This is a genomic window from Streptomyces krungchingensis (assembly GCF_054729265.1).
In genome coordinates, this window is sequence record NZ_JBPUKY010000001.1 from 845,186 (window position 1) to 862,593 (window position 17,408).

15 protein-coding genes are annotated in these 17,408 nt (G+C 72.0%); 3 read left to right on the forward strand and 12 right to left on the reverse strand.

Annotation, left to right across the window (positions count from 1 at the left end; translation table 11 throughout):
• Window positions 1-73 precede the first annotated feature (73 nt).
• From ACSYGO_RS03920 to ACSYGO_RS03945, 6 genes are all read right to left on the reverse strand, one after another.
• The gene (locus tag ACSYGO_RS03920) at window positions 74-1,330 is read right to left on the reverse strand and encodes a serine hydrolase domain-containing protein (RefSeq protein WP_432176380.1); all 1,257 of its coding nucleotides are present in this window, start codon (window positions 1,328-1,330) and stop codon (window positions 74-76) included.
• 386 nt (window positions 1,331-1,716) lie between these two features.
• Window positions 1,717-2,373 carry a class F sortase gene (locus ACSYGO_RS03925; RefSeq protein WP_426680504.1) on the reverse strand — a complete coding sequence of 219 codons (657 nt, stop codon included), beginning with the start codon at window positions 2,371-2,373 and terminating at the stop codon, window positions 1,717-1,719.
• 116 nt (window positions 2,374-2,489) lie between these two features.
• A complete protein-coding gene (locus ACSYGO_RS03930; protein WP_460385764.1) occupies window positions 2,490-3,116 on the reverse strand; it encodes a hypothetical protein in 627 nt (208 codons plus the stop codon).
• Between the two features lie 843 nt (window positions 3,117-3,959).
• On the reverse strand, window positions 3,960-4,649 hold the full coding sequence (locus ACSYGO_RS03935; protein WP_460385766.1) for a LamG domain-containing protein: 690 nt from the start codon (window positions 4,647-4,649) through the stop codon (window positions 3,960-3,962).
• A gap of 88 nt (window positions 4,650-4,737) precedes the next feature.
• A complete protein-coding gene (locus ACSYGO_RS03940) occupies window positions 4,738-5,352 on the reverse strand; it encodes a 3'-5' exonuclease (protein ID WP_460385767.1) in 615 nt (204 codons plus the stop codon).
• Window positions 5,353-5,450: 98 nt separating this feature from the next.
• Window positions 5,451-5,906, reverse strand: a complete 456-nt coding sequence (locus ACSYGO_RS03945; RefSeq protein ID WP_426680509.1) for a MarR family winged helix-turn-helix transcriptional regulator — start codon at window positions 5,904-5,906, stop codon at window positions 5,451-5,453.
• 170 nt (window positions 5,907-6,076) lie between these two features.
• On the opposite strand from ACSYGO_RS03945, the gene ACSYGO_RS03950 reads away from it, so the two are divergent.
• Window positions 6,077-7,531, forward strand: a complete 1,455-nt coding sequence (locus ACSYGO_RS03950) for an MFS transporter (protein ID WP_432187912.1) — start codon at window positions 6,077-6,079, stop codon at window positions 7,529-7,531.
• A 164-nt stretch (window positions 7,532-7,695) separates the two neighbouring features.
• On the opposite strand, the gene ACSYGO_RS03955 is transcribed toward ACSYGO_RS03950, so the two are convergent.
• Window positions 7,696-8,352, reverse strand: a complete 657-nt coding sequence (locus ACSYGO_RS03955) for a GNAT family N-acetyltransferase (RefSeq protein WP_435228711.1) — start codon at window positions 8,350-8,352, stop codon at window positions 7,696-7,698.
• Between the two features lie 284 nt (window positions 8,353-8,636).
• Between ACSYGO_RS03955 and ACSYGO_RS03960 the strand changes: the two genes are divergently transcribed.
• Window positions 8,637-10,832: an FUSC family protein gene (locus ACSYGO_RS03960; protein WP_460389672.1), complete on the forward strand. Its 2,196-nt coding sequence runs from the start codon at window positions 8,637-8,639 to the stop codon at window positions 10,830-10,832.
• A gap of 94 nt (window positions 10,833-10,926) precedes the next feature.
• Here the strand turns inward: ACSYGO_RS03960 and ACSYGO_RS03965 are convergent, their stop codons facing one another.
• Window positions 10,927-11,367 (reverse strand): Lrp/AsnC family transcriptional regulator, encoded by a 441-nt coding sequence (locus tag ACSYGO_RS03965; RefSeq protein WP_028801407.1) that lies wholly within the window; start codon window positions 11,365-11,367, stop codon window positions 10,927-10,929.
• Window positions 11,368-11,411: 44 nt separating this feature from the next.
• Window positions 11,412-12,764, reverse strand: coding sequence for a transaminase (locus ACSYGO_RS03970; RefSeq protein ID WP_460385769.1), 1,353 nt, complete (start codon window positions 12,762-12,764; stop codon window positions 11,412-11,414).
• A 322-nt stretch (window positions 12,765-13,086) separates the two neighbouring features.
• Here ACSYGO_RS03970 and ACSYGO_RS03975 point away from each other — a divergent pair, with 322 nt between their 5' ends.
• The gene (locus tag ACSYGO_RS03975) at window positions 13,087-13,857 is read left to right on the forward strand and encodes a hypothetical protein (RefSeq protein WP_460385770.1); all 771 of its coding nucleotides are present in this window, start codon (window positions 13,087-13,089) and stop codon (window positions 13,855-13,857) included.
• A gap of 14 nt (window positions 13,858-13,871) precedes the next feature.
• Here ACSYGO_RS03975 and ACSYGO_RS03980 read toward each other — a convergent pair whose 3' ends face one another.
• The 3 genes from ACSYGO_RS03980 to ACSYGO_RS03990 all read right to left on the reverse strand — a co-directional run bounded on the left by ACSYGO_RS03980 (window position 13,872) and on the right by ACSYGO_RS03990 (window position 17,405).
• Entirely contained in the window at window positions 13,872-14,858 is a 987-nt protein-coding gene (locus ACSYGO_RS03980; protein WP_432176388.1) for an LLM class F420-dependent oxidoreductase, read from the reverse strand.
• Between the two features lie 88 nt (window positions 14,859-14,946).
• The gene (locus ACSYGO_RS03985) at window positions 14,947-16,026 is read right to left on the reverse strand and encodes a dipeptidase (RefSeq protein WP_426680028.1); all 1,080 of its coding nucleotides are present in this window, start codon (window positions 16,024-16,026) and stop codon (window positions 14,947-14,949) included.
• Window positions 16,023-17,405, reverse strand: a complete 1,383-nt coding sequence (locus tag ACSYGO_RS03990) for an amidohydrolase family protein (RefSeq protein WP_460385771.1) — start codon at window positions 17,403-17,405, stop codon at window positions 16,023-16,025. The genes ACSYGO_RS03985 and ACSYGO_RS03990 overlap by 4 nt, the downstream gene beginning before the upstream one ends.
• Between the last annotated feature and the right edge of the window lie 3 nt (window positions 17,406-17,408).

Here is a 17,408-nt window from a genome sequence, read left to right on the forward strand (position 1 = left end):
GCACCGGACGACATGCCAGGCATCAGGCTTCCCCTGTGCCCGGGACACCCCGGTGGACGGGCTGGGCCGCGGCTCATCGGGCCGCCGGCTGTGCGGGTAGGTCGAAGACGTGCTCCGGCGTGATGATCTTGGTGATCGCCTGGCCGAACAGCGTGCTGGGCTCCGTGTCGTCCTGGCCGATGTCCGTGTTGAGCACCACCACGAGCGTCGCCCGGGCCGACGGGAGATAGATGGTCAGGGACTCGTAGCCGGGCAGCGAGCCGTTGTGGCCGATCCAGCCCTGGACGTCGAAGATGCCCAGCCCGTACCCGGCCCCCGGGATCGTGGTGGGCGGTGTGGTGAGCCGCTGCTTCTGCGTGGCGGGACTCACCATGGTGCGTCCGTCGGGCAGGATCCCCGTGGCGACCGTGCGGGCCCAGACGCGCAGGTCCTGCAGCGTCGAGATCATCGCACCGGCCGCCCAGCCCCAGGACGGGTTCCAGTCGGTCGAGACCTCGACCTTCCCCGTCGCCGTCTGGTTCGTGTATCCCTGCGCGTGCGGAGTGGGGAACGCCGCGTCGTCGGGGAACGATGTGTCGTCCAGGCCCGCGGGCGTCAGGATGTTCTTCTGGATGAAGTCCGAGAGCCGCCGGCCGCTCTCCTTCTCGATGACCAGACCGAGCAGGATGAGGTTGGTGTTGGAGTAGTAGAACTTCTCACCGGGCGGGAACAGCACGGGGTGCCTGAAGGCGTAGTTGAGCAGTTCCTGCGGGGTGAAGGGGCGCTGCGGGTCGGTGGTCAGCGCCTTGAAGAAGTCCGGATCCTCGGAGTAGTTGTAGAGGCCGCTGCGCATCCCGGCCAGCTGGCGCAGGGTGATCGTGTCCCCGTTGGGCACTCCGCTGATGTACTTGCCGATCGGGTCGTCGAGGGTCACCTTGCCGCGGTCGACCAGCTGCAGCAGCGCGGTCACCGTGAACGTCTTCGTCTCGCTGCCGATCCGCGTGAACAGATCGGGCGTCATCCGCTGCCCGGTGCTCGTGTCGGCGACGCCGAACGAGCGGACGTAGTTGCCCTTGTCGGGTGTCCACACCCCCACCGTCACACCGGGAACCTTCGCGTCCCGCTGCACCTTCTGCACGGCTTCGTCGATCTGCTGTCTGACGGCCGGGGTGAGTTCCTGGAAGCCGGACGCCGACGAGTCGGACGGTGACGGTGGGTCGGCCGCCGCGGTGGCCGCGGGTATGGACGCGGGTGCCCCGAAGGCCGCGCCACCCGCCGTCGGCACCATGAGCGTCCCCACCGCCACGGCGGTGACGGCCCCTCTGTGCAATCGCCTGTACGAGTGGGTCATGGGCTGACTCCGACCGCAAGAGGACGAGACCCGCGATCGCCTACGACGACAGCGGGTCGGAAGGGTGTCCGCCTGCGGGGACGCCCGGCGGAAGTTCCGCCGAGCGAGAGCGTCCGGGGCGAGCGGACGAGGTGGTGGGGGCGGGCGAGTCGCCTGCGGCGGAACCGTGGCGGACGGCGCGGGACGGGCCGCGGGTCACGGCGGACGTGACGCGTCGCCGGTCGCGATGACGCCGTAGGAGACAAGCTCCGTGCCCCTACGGCACCAGCATAGGAGCGGCCGCCGCACGCCGCCTGTCGGACGTCGGGGCACGGGCGGCGCCGCCCCGGGCACGGCCGGGAACGCGTCGCGCGCCGCTCTCCCTGGCCGTGTCCTCGTGCCGCGGTTCAGACGAGATGGGCGAAGACGACCAGGTTCTCGGTGTAGTCCTTGGCGGTGTGGTCGTAGGAGCCCGCACAGGTGATGAGGCGGACCTGGGCCTGGGGGGTGTCGGCGTACACGCTGTCTGGGAAGTCGTCCTTCTCGTAGGTCTCGGTGCTGTCGACCACGAACCGGGCCGTCCGGCCGTCGGCCCGCTCCACCTCGAAATGGTCGCCCTCCTCCAACTCGCTGAGGTCCACGAACACGGCGGCGGAGGTCTTCGTGTCGACGTGACCGGCGATGATCGCGGTCCCGGGTTCGCCCGGCGAGACACCGGCCGCGTGCCATCCGACGAGGTTCACGTCGTCGGCGGGCGGTGGTTCGAGGCGGCCCGAGGGGCCGATGGAGAGGGCGGTGAACGGGGCGTCCACCGAGATCTTCGGGATGAGCAGGCGCGTCGGAGCGGACCGCGGCAGGTGTTTGCCCGCCTTCGCGATCGCCGACGGTGAGAGCGCCGCGGAGCCATGGGGTCCGCGGGAGGCTCCGGCCGACGGGTCATGACTGCCGATCAGCCCCAGGGCCAGGATCAGCAGGCCGATGGACCAGGTGAGCAGGGTGCGGCCGGAGCGGGCGCCCTGCCCCGGCTCGGCGCTATCGGTTGGTGAGGACGACCGGGCTGCCATCGGGAACCACCTCACAAGGACGCGGCAGCTGTGGGGCACAGCGGGAGGAGGGGCGAGCCGCGGCCGCCACGGTGTGCACACGCGGCGGCCGCGACTGCTATCGCGGAGGCCTTCGGTCAGGACAAACCCTCGGACGTCTTCCTGCGACGCAGCGCGAAGGCGCCCGCCGCGGCGACGGCCAGGACCGCCGCCCCGCCGGCGGAGACGCTCGGGGAAGCGAGCCCGCCACCACCGGTGTGCATGCCGCCGCTGGGCTTGTCGCGGTCGTCGCCCGAGTCGCTGCCGTAGTCGGAGCCCTTGTCCTTGTAGGTCTCCGGGTCGAACCTACTGTCGTTGCCGTTGCCGTTGCCGTTGCCGTTGCCGTTGCTGTTTCCGTTGTTGTTGCCGTTGTTGTTTCCGTTGTTGTTGCCGCTGCCGCCGCCGTCCTTGCTCCAGTCGTTGTCGGTCTTCAGCATCGCGAGCGCACCGCCACCGGTGTGCATGCCGCCGCTCGGCTTGCCGTGGCTGCTGCCCTCGTCGTCCCCCTTGCTGTATGAAGAGTCGTGATCGCTCCCCCCGTCGTGGGAGGAGTCGTCACCCTTGCTGTACGAGTCGTCCTTGCCGCCGGAGTCGTTCTGCTTGCTGTAGGACGAGTCGTCGCCGGAATCCCGGTCGAACAGGCCTGAGGCGAGGGCACCGGGTGCGGCGATCGCGAGGGCCGCCGTGGCCGTCGCGGTGGCGAGGAGCATGCGGGCAGAGCGCATCGTCGAAGTCCTTCCGTCTCGGCCGGGCAGCTGGCGCTGTGTCAGCTCAAGAGAACCCGGCCTCGACGTGATCCACCGTCAGTGAGTCCCTTGCGTCCCACCACTCGGGCGGCTCACCTGGGCTACCCCCGTGTCCGCCGATGTTTGGCCCGGCGGACGGCCCATCCGGCCCGGCCGTGAATGCTTGACCTGGCGGTTCGTCACGGATGGCCGAAGGCCCCGCCGCCGGTGTGCCGCCCCGGAAACAACCCGTTCGGCTGGACACACCCCCGGCGCGCCTCCGGTACTTCGTGATCAAGGTGTGGCACCGGCACCGTGAGGACACCCCGGATGACCGATCAGTAGGTTACGTATGGGTAGCCGCGGCGGGGAGGTCCGCTGCCGGGACCGGCCGCCGGATGTCAGAGGGCACAGAACTGACATTCCCTGACGCCCTGTTCGACACCGATGGGCGTCCCGTGCCCGCCCCCTGACCGGTTCTGGCCGAGCCGACCGGATCACCACGACGACGGCATCCGGGCCCTAACGTCGAGGCAGCGCAGTACCGAGACACACCCCACCGACCCGAGTCGAGGATCCACGCGTGCACGACGCACCGATCTACGCCCAGCTGATCTCAGAACGCGGCGACATTCCCCTGCTGGTGCGCAGCGAAGCCCGCCGGCTGCGGCGCGAGTTCGAATGGATCCTCAGCTGGGACCCCTCCGCGGGGGGGGTCCGCTTCCCGGACACACGGGCCGCTCGGAGTCCGCTCCCCGGCCGTCGGTCCCCGACGGTTCCCGTGCCGTCCCGGGTGACCGGATCGCCTGATCCGCCGACCGGATCCATCGGGTCCGGTGCCCGTCAGGAAGGCTCGTCCGTCGCACCGTACGGGCTGTCGGCCCGAGGTCTGCGCACCACCAGACGGGCCACCTCGAAGCACATCCCGGAGACGCCGGGGTCCGGTGGCGGGTGGTAACGCCCGGCGCAGACGGAGAGATTGACGATGAGGTAGGCGTGCCAGGCGCGGCCCACTCCGCGGTGGTCGGTGAAGACCCGCTCGCCGTCGACGCTCCAGGCGACGGAGCGGGCACCGAAGGAGACCGTCAGGTCCAGCCAGGCGCCCGGCCGGACGGACTCGTCGCGGTGGTACTTGTGGCCACCGCGTACGTGGTTGGAGAACTCCAGCAGGTCGGGATTGTCGGGGTGGTACTCGAACACGTCGACCTCCTGGCCGCCGTCCCGCCAGGTCCAGACGGCCGGCCAGGCGCCGGTCTCCTCGGGAAGCCGCACCCGCGTCTCCAGGACGTCGCCGGTGCGCACCATGAAACCGTCGTCGCTGCCCTCGGTCGTCAGGAGGCCGGCGTCCCATCGGCCGTCCGGCCGCCGGGTGGCGCGGAAGGTGCCCGTGCGGGAGTAGGCGGGATCCGCCACGAGGTGGTCGAGCTTGTCGTCGTCCGGGTTGACCGGTCCGCCGTCGGGATAGGCCCAGGAACGCCCCGCGACCCATTGCCTCGCCGAGGCGAAGTCCGCGGTGAAGACGACATCGGACACGCGCGGGCTCCTCGACGACGGTGTTCGCGTACGTCCCTGGTTCTCCCCGGCGGACGGTGTCTCATACGCCGTGCGCCCCGACCGGCCGTCAAACAACCCGTCGGGGTGAACCGGGCGGAGGGGGCTGCCTCCGTGGCGCCGGAAGGTCCGGCCAGGCCCCGCGCTCGACGAGGCCGAGGATCAGGGCGGCGATGTTCCAGGCGTCGTCCTCGCCCCGGTGGTGCCGTCCCTCCAGCGGAAGTCCCGCGACGCGCAGCGCCTGTGCCATGCCCGGCCGCTTGCGCAGGCCGTGCGCGTCGGTGAAGACCGCCTTGGCGTTGGTGTGGCGATGACCGAAGGGGTACGTGGTTCCGGTGGCGCCGCACTGGCGGGTGAACTGATGGCGGTCGTAGTCGCCCCAGCTCGCCCATGGGCGTTCGCCCGCGCGGTGCCGGGCGGCCAGGATCCGGCAGGCCTCCGTGAAGCCGACTCCCGCCGCGACCTCCTCCTGGGTCAGCCCGGTGAGTTCGGTGCAGAAGGGGCTGACGGCCGATCGGGCCGGCGCCACCAGGAGGCGGTGCTTCTCGACGCGTTCACCCGTGCCCAGATCGACGACTGTCAGTCCGATCTCGATGATCTCGCTCACCGCGCCCGGCGGGGGTTGCCCCTCCCAGCAGGTCGCCTCGACGTCGATGACATTCAGGAGTCCCCCGGGCTCGGTCATGCGGGAAGCCTAGACAGGCGCGCGTCGCGGGGCATGCGGTTTTCCGGCTGTCCGGTCGCCGCCGCGCCCCCGGGCCGCGGCGCGCACGGCGGCGGCCGTCAGGGCCGGGGCCAGGGGCGTCCGCCGATGCGCTCGATGTCGGTGTTGAAGCGCCGGAGATAGGAGGCGAACGCGGCGATGTCCTCGTCCGGCCATTCCGCCATGACGTTGTCCAGGGAGCGGATGAGCCCCATGCGTTCCTCGTCGAGCAGACGCGCCCCCTCGTCCGTGATGCGGAACTTGCGGGCCATGCCGCCCTCCGGGTCCGGGATGCGCTCCACGAGTCCGGCGCGCATGGCCGCCGCGGTCTGCCGGTTCAGGGTGGACGCGTCCAGCCCGAAGGCGTCGCTCAGCTCACCGATCGACATCGGCCCCTGGACGCGGATCCGGCTGAGCAGGATGTAGGCGCTGCGCTCCAGCACGCTGTCCTTGGTCCGGCCGCCCTTGTAGTGCAGGAGGCCGTGGCGGCTCAGCAGCATCTGCTCGTACTCGACCTCGTGCGTGGGCCTGACCATCCGCGTGCCGCCTCCTCGTGTTCAGCGAAGCCGCCTGCGCGTCTCGTTCCGGTGCGGCCCGAATCCATCCTCCCACACGTGCATGTATGGGACACATCACGTGCGCTATGCACACGACATGTACGATGCACATCCTTGCTCCCGCAGACAGACACACGAGGAGTCCCGCTATGGACGCCCCCCAGCCGACCGCCCGCGCAGGCGGCGTGGTCGCCACGCTCGCCTTCGCCGGCACCGTGGCAGCGATCATGCAGACACTGGTCACGCCACTGATCGCCGAGCTGCCTCAGATCCTGCACACCTCGCCCTCGAACTCCGCGTGGGTGATCACCGCCACCCTGCTGGTGTCGGCCGTGTGCGTCCCGGTCTCCGGCCGCCTGGGCGACCTCGTGGGCAAGCGGCGGATGCTGCTCGCGTGCTCCGTTCCACTGGTGGCGGGATCCGTCGTGTGCGCGCTCTCGTCCTCGGTCGCGCCCATGATCGTCGGACGCGGTCTGCAGGGCATGGGCATGGGCATGGTGCCCCTCGGCATCGCGCTGCTGCGCGACGTGGTGCCCGCCGAGAAGCTGAGCTCGTCCATCGCGCTGGTCAGCGCCTCCATGGGCATCGGCGGCGGCCTCGGCCTGCCGATCTCGGCGGCGGTCGCCCAGTACGCGAGCTGGCGCGTGCTGTTCTGGGGCTCCGCGGCGCTCGCCGTGGCGATCGCCGCGCTGATCTGGTTCCTCGTGCCGGACGTACCGGCCGGCGCCAAGGGTCAGCGCTTCGACGGACTGGGTGCGATCGGCCTCGGCGCCGGCCTGGTCTGCCTGCTTCTCGGGGTCTCCAAGGGCGCCGACTGGGGCTGGGGCTCCGCGACGACCCTGGGCCTGCTCGGCACCTCGGTCGTGGTGCTGCTCGCGTGGGGCGTGTGGGAGCTGAAGGCCCATGACCCGCTGATCGACCTGCGCACCACGGCCCGCCCCCGGGTCCTGCTCACCAACCTCGCCTCGGTCTTCGTCGGATTCGGCATGTACGCGAGCATGCTGATCATCCCTCAGCTGCTCCAGTTCCCCGAGGCCACGGGCTACGGCCTGGGCCAGTCGATGCTCGCGGCCGGCCTGTGGATGGCTCCCGGCGGCATCATGATGATGATCGTCTCCCCGCTCGGCGGGAAGCTGACCGACGCCCGCGGCCCCAAGTTCACCCTGATCTGCGGTGTTCTGGTCATCGCGCTCGGCTACGGCCTGTCGCTGGCGCTGATGGGCTCCGCCTGGGGCCTCATGCTCGTCGGCATGGTCATCAACAGCGGTGTCGGTCTCGCCTACGGCTCGATGCCCGCCCTGATCATGACCTCGGTCCCGCTCTCCGAGACCGCCGCCGCCAACGGCTTCAACACGTTGATGCGTGCGCTGGGCACCTCGGTCGGCGCCGCGGTGGTCGGTGTCGTCCTCGCGCAGCTGACCACGTCCGTGGCGGGCTACACCTTCACCTCGGAGAACGGCTTCCGGACCGGTCTCGTCATCGGCGGTGCGGTCGCGCTGATCGCCGCGGCGATCGCGGCCGTCATTCCGGCGGCCCGCGCCGCCGGGGGCGACGGCAAGGGCGCCCCGGCCACCGCGCCCGAGACGGCCGCGGTCGAGGCCTGATCACCCGGAGCGGCGTCCGTGCCGGCGTCGCGGCCCCGGCGGCCATCGGGCCGCCGGGGCCTTCGCCGTACCGGGGAGGCCGACGGGCCTTCGTCCCGCGGGGCGCCTCGTGCGCCGTCCCGCGGGAGTCGTCACGGCGGCGGCCGGGCCTGCCTCACACGTCGTCAGGGGATGGTCGGCGCCGCCCCGGGCGCCGTCGACCGTACGGCCGTCGATCTGCCCAGGTACGTGAGAGGACCTGGGTCCGGAACGTCGAGCTCGTGGAAGCCGAGACGGTCGTAGAACGCCCGCGCGGCCACATTCGCGGTGACCATGCCCAGGTGGACGGCGGGTACCCCGCGGTCGTACAGCGCGGCCAGGAAGGTGGTCATCAGGGCCCGGCCGTGGCCGCGTCGCTGGAAGTCCGGCAGCAGGTCGATGTGCAAGTGCGCGGGGTGATCGGCCAGTTCGGGCACGAGCATGCGCTCGGGCGTGTGCAGCAGCGCGATCATCTGCTCGCTGGGTGTGCCGGGTGGTGCGGTGGGGGCGGGATAGCGGTCGGCGACGCGCGGGATCCACTTGTCCCGGAAGGCCCTGACGAACACGTCGGTGTCCGCGGTCCCGACGATGTAGCCGACCACCCGGCCGCTTCCGTCGTCCAGGACGAAGGCCAGTTCGGGCTCCAGGTGGCAGTAGGGCTCGGCGAACAGGGACGGCATCAACTCCTCGTCCGGGTAGAGGGCGCGTGAGTCCCCTCCCTCGTCCGCGGTGCTCACGCACACATGGGCGACGTCCGCCCGGTCGGCGGGCCGGTAGGCACGGATGAACGGCTGTGGCTCCATGGGGGCATCCTGACTATTTGGGAGCGCTCCCACAAGTGGTTTGACGCCCTCTCGACCGGGTCGGCGCGGGGGCTCGACCACTCCGGCGGCGGGGCGACGGCTCGTGACATGCTGGAACCGCTGATCATGCGGTGCAAAGAGGCAGGAAGAACGATCACGTGAGGACCGGGAAGAACGACCGCGTGAAGACCGCGGGGAGCGGCCGGGGGACGGCGCGGACACGATCTCGTCCGGCGGAGATCTGGGACCGGTTCGCGGCGTCGGACCCCGGACTGCTGCGGCTCATGGCCGGTCTGCGCACCGTGGCCGCCATCGCCCTCACGCTCGCCGTGCTGGCTCCCTTCGGGGTTCCCGTGACCCATCTGGTGGCCGGCTCCGTGGCGGCCATGGTCGCCACCTTCGCCCTCAAGGAGAAGCAGCGGAGCGGGCAGGCCGTCACCCTCGCCCTCGGTCTGCCGGTGGCGCTCGCGGCGCTCTCGCTGGGCGCCCTGCTGAGCACCCGGATCGTCGCGGGCGACCTCTTCTTCATCGCGCTGATCTTCGCCGCGGTGTACGGCCGCCGCTTCGGGGACCGTGGCACGGCGCTCGGACTCATCGGGTTCCAGACGTACTTCGTCGCGCTGTTCGTCGGGGCCTCGCCCGCCGCCCTGCCGGGTCTGTGCGCGACCGTGGCGGTCGCCTTCGCGTGCAGTGCGGTGGCGCGCTTCGCCCTCGTGCCCGAGACACCGGAGCGCATCCTGGACAGGCTGCGCCGGGCCTTCCGGACACGGCTCGCCCAACTGGTGTCCGCCCAGATCGACCTGCTCGACGCCGGACCCGACGAGGCCGACAAGGCGCTGGACGACGTACGACACCACACCGCGCGTCTGCACGAGAGCGCGATGATGATCCAGGGGCGGCTGGAGGAGGGCACCGGTGACCGGGCCACCGCCTCGCTGGTGCAGCGTCGTGTCGCCGACGCCGAGATCGCCGCGGAGCGGCTGGGTGTCCTGCTGCTCACCGCCCGGAGCGCCGAGCGCGCCGACACGCTGACTCTTCATCTGCCCGACGCGCCGGTGCCCGCCCCGGGCGACCGGCTCCGGCCGCACGACGACACCACCGCGACGCTGCGCCGCGACCTCGACGCGCTGCGGGTGCTCGTCATGCGCCCGGTGGCGCACACACGCGGCCTGGCCGTGGCCCAGGTGCGCAACCGGCTGCTGGGGTACCGGGACGAGGAGAACCTGCCGCGCGCCTCGGCCGCCGTGCAGGACGTGTTCCGCGGCATCGGCGAGGCGGCGCGCGCCGTCCTGGGACTGCGGCTCGCCCTGGACGGACCGCAGGACGAATCCGACGACTCGCCCGCCACGGCGCGCTCGCGCGAGGAACTGGAGGCGGAGGACGTCGCGATCGCAGGCGCCGAGGAGAACGAGCCGGCCGCGGACGACCGTCAGGGACTGCGGCCCACGACCCGTACAGCCGTGCAGGTGTCAGTGGGTTCGGCGCTGGCGATCGCGGGCGGCGAGCTCCTGTCCAGCCAGCGCTGGTACTGGGCGGTGCTGACCTGCTGGGTCGTCTTCCTGAACACCGCCTCCACCGGGGAGATCCTGGTGAAGGGCTACCGTCGGCTGCTCGGCACGGTCGTCGGTGTCGTCGCCGGTGTCGGCCTGGCGGGCCTGGTGGGCACGCACACCTGGACCGCGTTCGCGCTGGTCCTGCTGTTCATCTTCGCCATGTTCTTCACCGCGCCGCTCTCGTACGCCCTGATGTCCTTCTTCGTGACGGCGATGCTGGGGCTGCTGTACACGCTGCTCAACACCTACAGCACCCATGTGCTGGTGCTGCGGATCGAGGAGACGGCACTCGGCGCCGCCTGCGGTGTGATCGCGGCCGCCCTGGTCCTGCCGGTCAACACCGACCGCCGTACCGACGAGCTCCTCGCCACGGTGCTGACCCGGCTCGGCGACGTGACGGGAGCGGCGGTGGAACAGCTCAGCGGAGGACCGGCGATCGACCTGCTGGACAAGGCCCGGGATCTCGACACGGCACTGGACGATCTGCGCGCCTCCACGCAGCCGCTCACCCATCCGATCACCCCGCTGCGGGCCCGTCGCCAGACCGCCCGCTACGTCGTGGCGCTGCTGGAGACGTGCGCCTATCACGCACGATCGCTGGCGGCGACGGCCGAACTCCTCCCCTACAGCAAGACCGTGGCGGCGGATCCGCGGCTGAAGGGGGCCGGCCGGCGCATCGCCCACAACATCGACGTCCTGATCGCCCGCGTCGAGGACGAGGACAGCGACGGTGTGGCCGAGACCGGCGCGAGCCTCGCGGCCATGCTGGAGACGGACCGGCCGGGTACGCCCCGGCACGACCGGGTGACCGACCGGGTCCTGCGGCATCTTCAGCGGCTGGACGAGGGCGTGATCGGACTGGCCCGGCCCCTGGACGTGCCGGTGGCGCGGCCCGACGGGTCGTCGGCCAGGAGCGCGGTCGCCTAGGGGGTTCGGGATCGCGCTGCTGGACCCGGCCGGACGACGCACGTGCCGTACGGCCGCTGCGCGATCCGTGCGGTCGGCTCGGACGGCGCTCGGATCAGCCGACGTTCCACAGGAACCGGTGCGTGTGGATGCCGAAGTAGGGGAACGACTGGACCTTGCCGACCCCTTCGAGGGGGCGGACCACGTCGTTGACGAAGTCCAGCAGTTCTCGCGGCCCCGGGCAGACCACTTCTGCGAACAGGTCGAAGCCACCGGAGGTCAGTACCGAGTACACGACCTCCGGGCGCTCGGCCAGCTCGTCGGCGACGGCGCGCGGATCCCCGTCCACGGCGATGCCGAGCAGCGCCATCGACTGCCCGCCCATGCCCATGGGGTCGGTGACTCCGACGACCTGCACGGCCTGGGTGTCCAGCAGTCGTTGCAATCGCTGGCGGGCCGCCGACGCGGACAGGCCCACCTTGGGGCCGAGTTCGGCATACGCGATGCGCCCGTCGATCTGCAGCTCACGCAGGATGGCCCGGTCGATCTCGTCCACGCTGTTCCTCTCCGGCTGGCCCGGTCCAAGATTAACGGCGCGGGTCAGCCGACGAGTTCGGCGAGGGCCGCGGCGAAGACCTCGGTGTGGGTGTCCACGTCCTGTTCCGTGGTGGCCGGGCACATCAGCGCCATGTTGTGGAACGGCGTCAGCAGGATGCCGCGGTTGGCGAGGTAGAGGTGGAGGAAGTCCTCCAGCTCCGTGTCCGACGCCGCGGCCGATTCCGTTCCGGTGCGCGGTGCCGGGTCCGCGAACCGGTACTCGGTGCGGGCCCCGAGACGGCTCACCGACCACGGCAGGGACCAGGTGTCGATGCCCGCGCGCACTCCGGCCTCGAAGCGCTCCGACAGCTTCGACATGTGGCCGAAGGCGTCGTCGGTGAGGACGTGTTCGAGGGTGGCGCGCATGGCGGCGACGGAGAGGGCGTTGCCGGCGAGGGTGCCCCCGACGCCTCCCATGTCCACGAGGTCCAGGTCGTCGCGGTCGAGCAGCCGCTCGGCGAGTTCGGCCGAGAGCCCGTAGGCACCGGCCGGGATGCCTCCGCCGATCGCCTTGCCGATGGTGAGCACGTCGGGTTCCAGGCCCCAGGCGGCGGTGCAGCCGCCCGGTCCGGCGGAGAAGGTGTGCGTCTCGTCGTTGATGAGGAGCGTGCCGTACCGACGGGTGAGGGCGCGCACGCCTTCCAGGTAGCCGGGTTCCGGCAACACGATGCCGATGTTGGTGAGGGCGGGCTCCATGAGGACGGCGGCGACGTCGCCGTGGGCGAGCTCGCGTTCCAGCTGTGCCAGGTCGTTGAACTCGGCGACCCGGCAGGTCAGCGTGACGTCGCAGGGGGCTCCGACATTGCCGGGCCGGGCGGTGCCTTGGCCGTCGGGTCCGACCACGATGAGCGACTCGTCGACGCTTCCGTGGTAGCTGTAGCTGTTCACCAGGATCTTCGGGCGGCCCGTGATCGCGCGGGCCAGCCGGATGGACCAGCGGTTGGCGTCGGTCGCGGTCAGCGAGAAGCTCCAGCGTGTCGGTCCGAAGCGGCGGGTGAGCTCGGCGCCCACCCATTCGGCGTCCTCGGTCGGCAGCATGGCGGTGGCGCCGCCGCGTTCGGTGAACCGGTGCCGGACGGCCTCGGCCACCACCTCGGGCGAGTGTCCGGCCATGGCGCCCGTGTCCCCGAGGCAGAAGTCGATGTACTCGTGGCCGTCGATGTCGGTGACACGGGCGCCGCGCGCGGTGTCCAGATAGCGGGGGAAGGCTCCCGCGGCGGTCTTGTTCATCCAGGTCATCGGAACCCGGCCGAAGAGGTGGCCGGCCCGCGCGTAGGCGGCCTCGGACCGCGGATTGCGGCGCGCGGCTTCGGCGCTCTCACGGGCCAGGAGCTGCTGCAGGCGGATGCGGTCCATCGGAGTGCCCTTCGTATGCTGACCGAATACGGCGATGCTACGAGTGAAAACGTCGCGTGGACAAGTACTGACGATTGATTCCATCGCATGAGCGATCGAATCATGCGTGCCGACAGGTGATCTCCCCTGTCTCGATGCCCCATGGAGGCATCACATCCGGTCGGAATGAGTCACAAAGCGACGCCCTGCGTATGAGTGGATCAGCGCGGACACGCCCCGTCCTGTCGGTGGGCGACCCCCGCGCCCGCCTCCCGAGCGGCCGGTCACGGCGACACGTGACCGCGCGCCGGGACCGGCGTCGAGGATGAGCGAGGAGCGGTGAATGGCAGGCATCACGGGGGCGTCCACGTGCGCGGACCACGGCGGACGGGAGAGCGGGAGCGCTCGGGAGGCCGGGGAGACGGGCCCGGCCCGTCAGCGCGTCGGCCCGGTCGAGCCCGCTCCGGACTCCGGCCCGGGCGGGGATCCGGCGCCATCCGCGCCCGGTGCGCCGGTGGACGGAGCCGTGTTCGTGGACGTGAGCGGTCGTCGGCGCACTTGGCTGCGCAGGATGGGCTGGGTGGTGGCCGCGTCCTGCGTCTGCTTCGGGGCGACGCTCGCGGCGGTGCTGAGCGGCGCCGACTCGGCCGCTCCGCGGCTCTCGCTGCCGGGTGGGGTGCGGGCGCACGAGAAGGCGGGCAGCGGTTCCGCGACGCCGGGTGAAGGCCCCGGGCGCGGCGCCGTCCGGTCACCGTCGCCGGAGGGCGGCATCGGCGCGCCGCCCGGTACGGCCCAGGTCGACATCGCGGGCGGCGCGGTGCGTGCCGACGATTCCTCCGCTCCGGCACCGGCCGGCTCGGCCACGCGGACGCGGCCGAGCCCCGGCCCCTCGCGCAGCACGGCCGCGCCCTCGCCGAGCCGTCGGTCGACCGCGACAGCGCCGGGACCGTCCCCCACTCCCCCGCCGACCGGCTCTCCCTCGCCCTCCACCGGCGACGACCCGGCCGGCACCGGCGAGCCGTCGGCCTCGGCCCCCGGCGGCGAACCCACCGAGGGCACGGCTTCGCCGGGCGCGCTGCTCGAACGGGTCTCGCACCTCCTGGCATCGGGCTGACGCCGCAGCCAGGGTTACGAGGTGGCTGCGCGCCGTGCGTCCGGCCGCAGGTCGGCCAGCGCCGTCAGCGTGCGTTCGCCGGCCGGGTCGCCCGCGGTGGCGGGCACCAGGGCGATCTCGTCCAGTCCCGCCGCGGCATAGGCGTCGACGCGGGCTCGTACGGCGGCCGCGTCTCCCACCAGGGCGACGGCGGAGGCCGCCTCGGCGGGAAGCGCGGCGAGCAGTGCTTCGGGGGTCGCTCCGGACCGCGCCAGCTCGACGGCCCCGCCGAAGCCCGCCTCGGCGAACACGTCGCTGTAGCCCGGCACCGTCAGATAGCCGACGATGCTCCGCAGGATCTGGGTCAGCGATTCGGGCCGCGGGTCGACGGCGGCGGGCAGCCAGGCGGCGAGCCGGGGCGGCGTGCGGCCCAGTTCGGCGGCGGCAGCGGTGAGTCCGGCGCGCAACGCGACGACCTGGTCCGGGGAGACGACGTCGAGCAGCATGCGGTCGGCGTGTCCGGCCGCGGCGGCGATCGCCCGGCCCCCGAAGGCGGCGACCGTGAGCGGCCCGCCGGGCGGCTGCTGGCGGCGCCGGAACACGCTGCCGGGCACGACCGCTTCTCCCGGTCGACCGTGCAGCAGTGCGCGCACCGCCTCGGCGGCGCGCGCCAGTTCGGCCGCGGGCCGGGTGCGGGGACGGCCGTGCACGCCTTCCACGACGCGCTTGCTGGAGGTGCCCAGCGCCACCCCGACCGGTCGTCCGACGACGGCCGCGGCCGAGGCGGCGCCTCTGACGACGGTGAAGGGGTCACGGACGGAGACGGGCACCGGGCCTGCCGTCAGCGCGACATGCTCGGTGACCTGCCCGATGGCCGTGGCGAGCACGAACGCGTCCCACGTGGGCCCCTCGCCGGCCCACACCTCCCCGTATCCGAGCCGGTCGGCGAGTGCCGCGACCCTCAGGGGCTCGTCGACCGGGCTGTCGTCCTCTCGCGCTGCGGCGACCACGCTGATCTCCATGGCCGCCACGCTAGTGACCGGCGGCCCGGGGACGAAAGGGTGCCGCCCGGCGCGGAGACCGGGCGGGCGGGACGCGAGAAGACCGCGCTCAGTCCGAGGTCTCCGGAGCCCAGACGCGTCCCGCGTAGTCCAGGAAGTTGCGGCCCATGATCTTCTCGATGCGTTCGGAACGGTACCCGCGGCGTTCCAGGAGCCTGATCAGCTCCCGGAACTGCTCCACCCCGCGCAGGTCGAGCACGAAGGGCAGCGTGTCGCTGCGCTCCCCCGCCGCGCCGACCCCGGCCGCACGGCGCAGTTCCACGTGCTCGGCGAGCCGGTCCCGGTACGCGTCGAGGTCGTCGACGGTCGTGACGGTCCCGTCGGTGCCGATACCGACATGGTCCTCGCCGCACACGTTCACCGCGTGGTCGATGTGTTCGACGACGTCCGCAGCACAGGCGTGTCCCGAGGTGTTGAGGAAGGGCATGAAGTAGATGCCCACGAAGCCGCCGCGAGAGGCCACCAGGCGCAGTTCCTCGTCGGTCTTGTTGCGGGGCAGGTCGGCGAGCGCGCGGCAGCCGGTGTGGTTGACGGACACCGGGACGCGCGAACTCCGCGCGGCGTCGAGGCAGGTGTTCTCCCCGCTGTGGGACAGGTCGACCATGAGGTGGTGGTCGTTGAGCGCGTCGACCAGGCGGTGGCCGAAGTCGGTCAGGCCCCGGTTGTCCGGTGCCATCGAGCCGTCGCCGATGTGGTTGGCCTGGTTGTACGTCAGCTGGACGACACGGACGCCGAGTTCGGCGAAGGTGGCGACGCGACCGGTGTCCTCACCCACGGCCACGGCGTTCTGGAAGCCGTAGATGACGCCGATCCTGCCCTCGCGGTGGGCCCGGTGCACATCGGCGACGGTCCGGACCTTGAGCAGGTCGGCCTCGTTGTCGCGGACGATGCGGTCCCACACGGCGATCTCGTGCACCGTGTGCTCGTACGGCGGCATGTCGCCCATGGTGTACCCCAGGGTGACGTTGACCGCGGTGAGGCCGGACGCACGGGCGTCGGCCAGGGTCCGGGCGTCGACGGTGAGCTGTTCGCTGGACGGGTTGAGCTCGGCGGCGGCCTCGGCCGACCGGGGCGCGTTGGGATTGTCGAGCTGGCCGAGCGCGTTGATGATCATGGGGGTGGTGGTCATCGGGTCTCCTCGACGCGGTGGGGCTGCCGGTCGCCCGGGTTCGGGGTGCGGTGGTGTGTCGTGGCGGGCGGCGCCTCGGGTACGAAGTCGCTGCGCTCGAAGCGGCGTCCGCGCTTGACGGTCAGCGACACGCTGCGCAGATGACCGATGTCGGCCAGCGGATCGGCGTCCAGGACGACGAAGTCGGCCAGCTTGCCCGCTTCGACGCTTCCCCTCATGTCCTCGGCGCCGGCGCTCCGGGCACCCAGGAGCGTGGCGGAGCACAGCACGTCCGCGGGGCGCATCCCGCAGCGGTCCACGAGGAACGCCAACTCCTCGTACAGGGCGGGGAACGGGTCCTCGGGGTCGGTCTCGTAGTCCGTGCCCGTGCAGATGTCGACTCCGGCGCGGTGAGCCTGCGCGGTGAGGCGGGCCGCGAGTTCCGAGTCGGCCGCCGCCTTGGCCGCGGCCTCGGGCCCGTCTCCGGCCAGGGCGTCGCTCGCCCACATTCCGGCGGTCGCGTCGAGCACGGTGCCGCGTCGGCGCATCAGGGCGAAGAGTTCCTCGACGCCCGGGTCGTCGCCGGCGGCGAACCGGTCGTGGTCGACCGGCGGTTTGTGCTTGTAGCTCGTCAGTTCGGCGTCCCGGCCCTCGAAGGCGAGCAGGGTGACGTGCGAGACGCTGTCCACGCCGGCCAGGACGACCTGTCGGGGCGTGGCGGGGAACACGGCGGCATGCGCCCACACGGGGATGCCCTGGCGGTGCGCCTCCTCGGTGATCGCGGCGACGGTGCCGTGGTCGAGATCCGCGTAGACCTTGATCGCCGCGGCATGGGTGCCCCGCGCCAGGGCGACCGCCAGGCGCAGATCCGTGTCGGCCGTGACGGCCTGCATCCACGGCACCGCCCCCGCCACCTCGCCCTGGGTGACCTGGTGGGTGCGCGGATCGTCGAAGAACCCCGGGCCCGCCATCAGCGCGGCGTACCGGATGTCCGGGCCGGGGATCTCACCGACGAGCGAGGCCCGTGCGAGGTCTCCCACCTGCCGCAGGTCGTCGGCCATGTCCCGGACGGCGGTGACGCCGCTGTACACGAGGCGGCGCAGCACCGCCTCGGCCGCCGGCCGGTCGGGGGGCGTCGCGAGGTGCTGGTGGGAGTCGATCAGGCCGGGGACGACGAAGCGGCCGTCCAGGTCGAAGACCTCGGCGCCCGCGGGCAGTTCGGCGGAGATCTCGGCGTCGTCGCCGACGGCGCGGATGTACTGGCCGTCGATCACGATCGACGTGGCGGGCCGGGGCGGACTCCCGGTTCCGTCGAACAGGGTGGCTCCCCGGTACACCGCCACGGTTCCCGCAGCCGGGGGCGCGTACGGGACCGGAGCGCCCGAAGCCTCGTCCGCCATCTT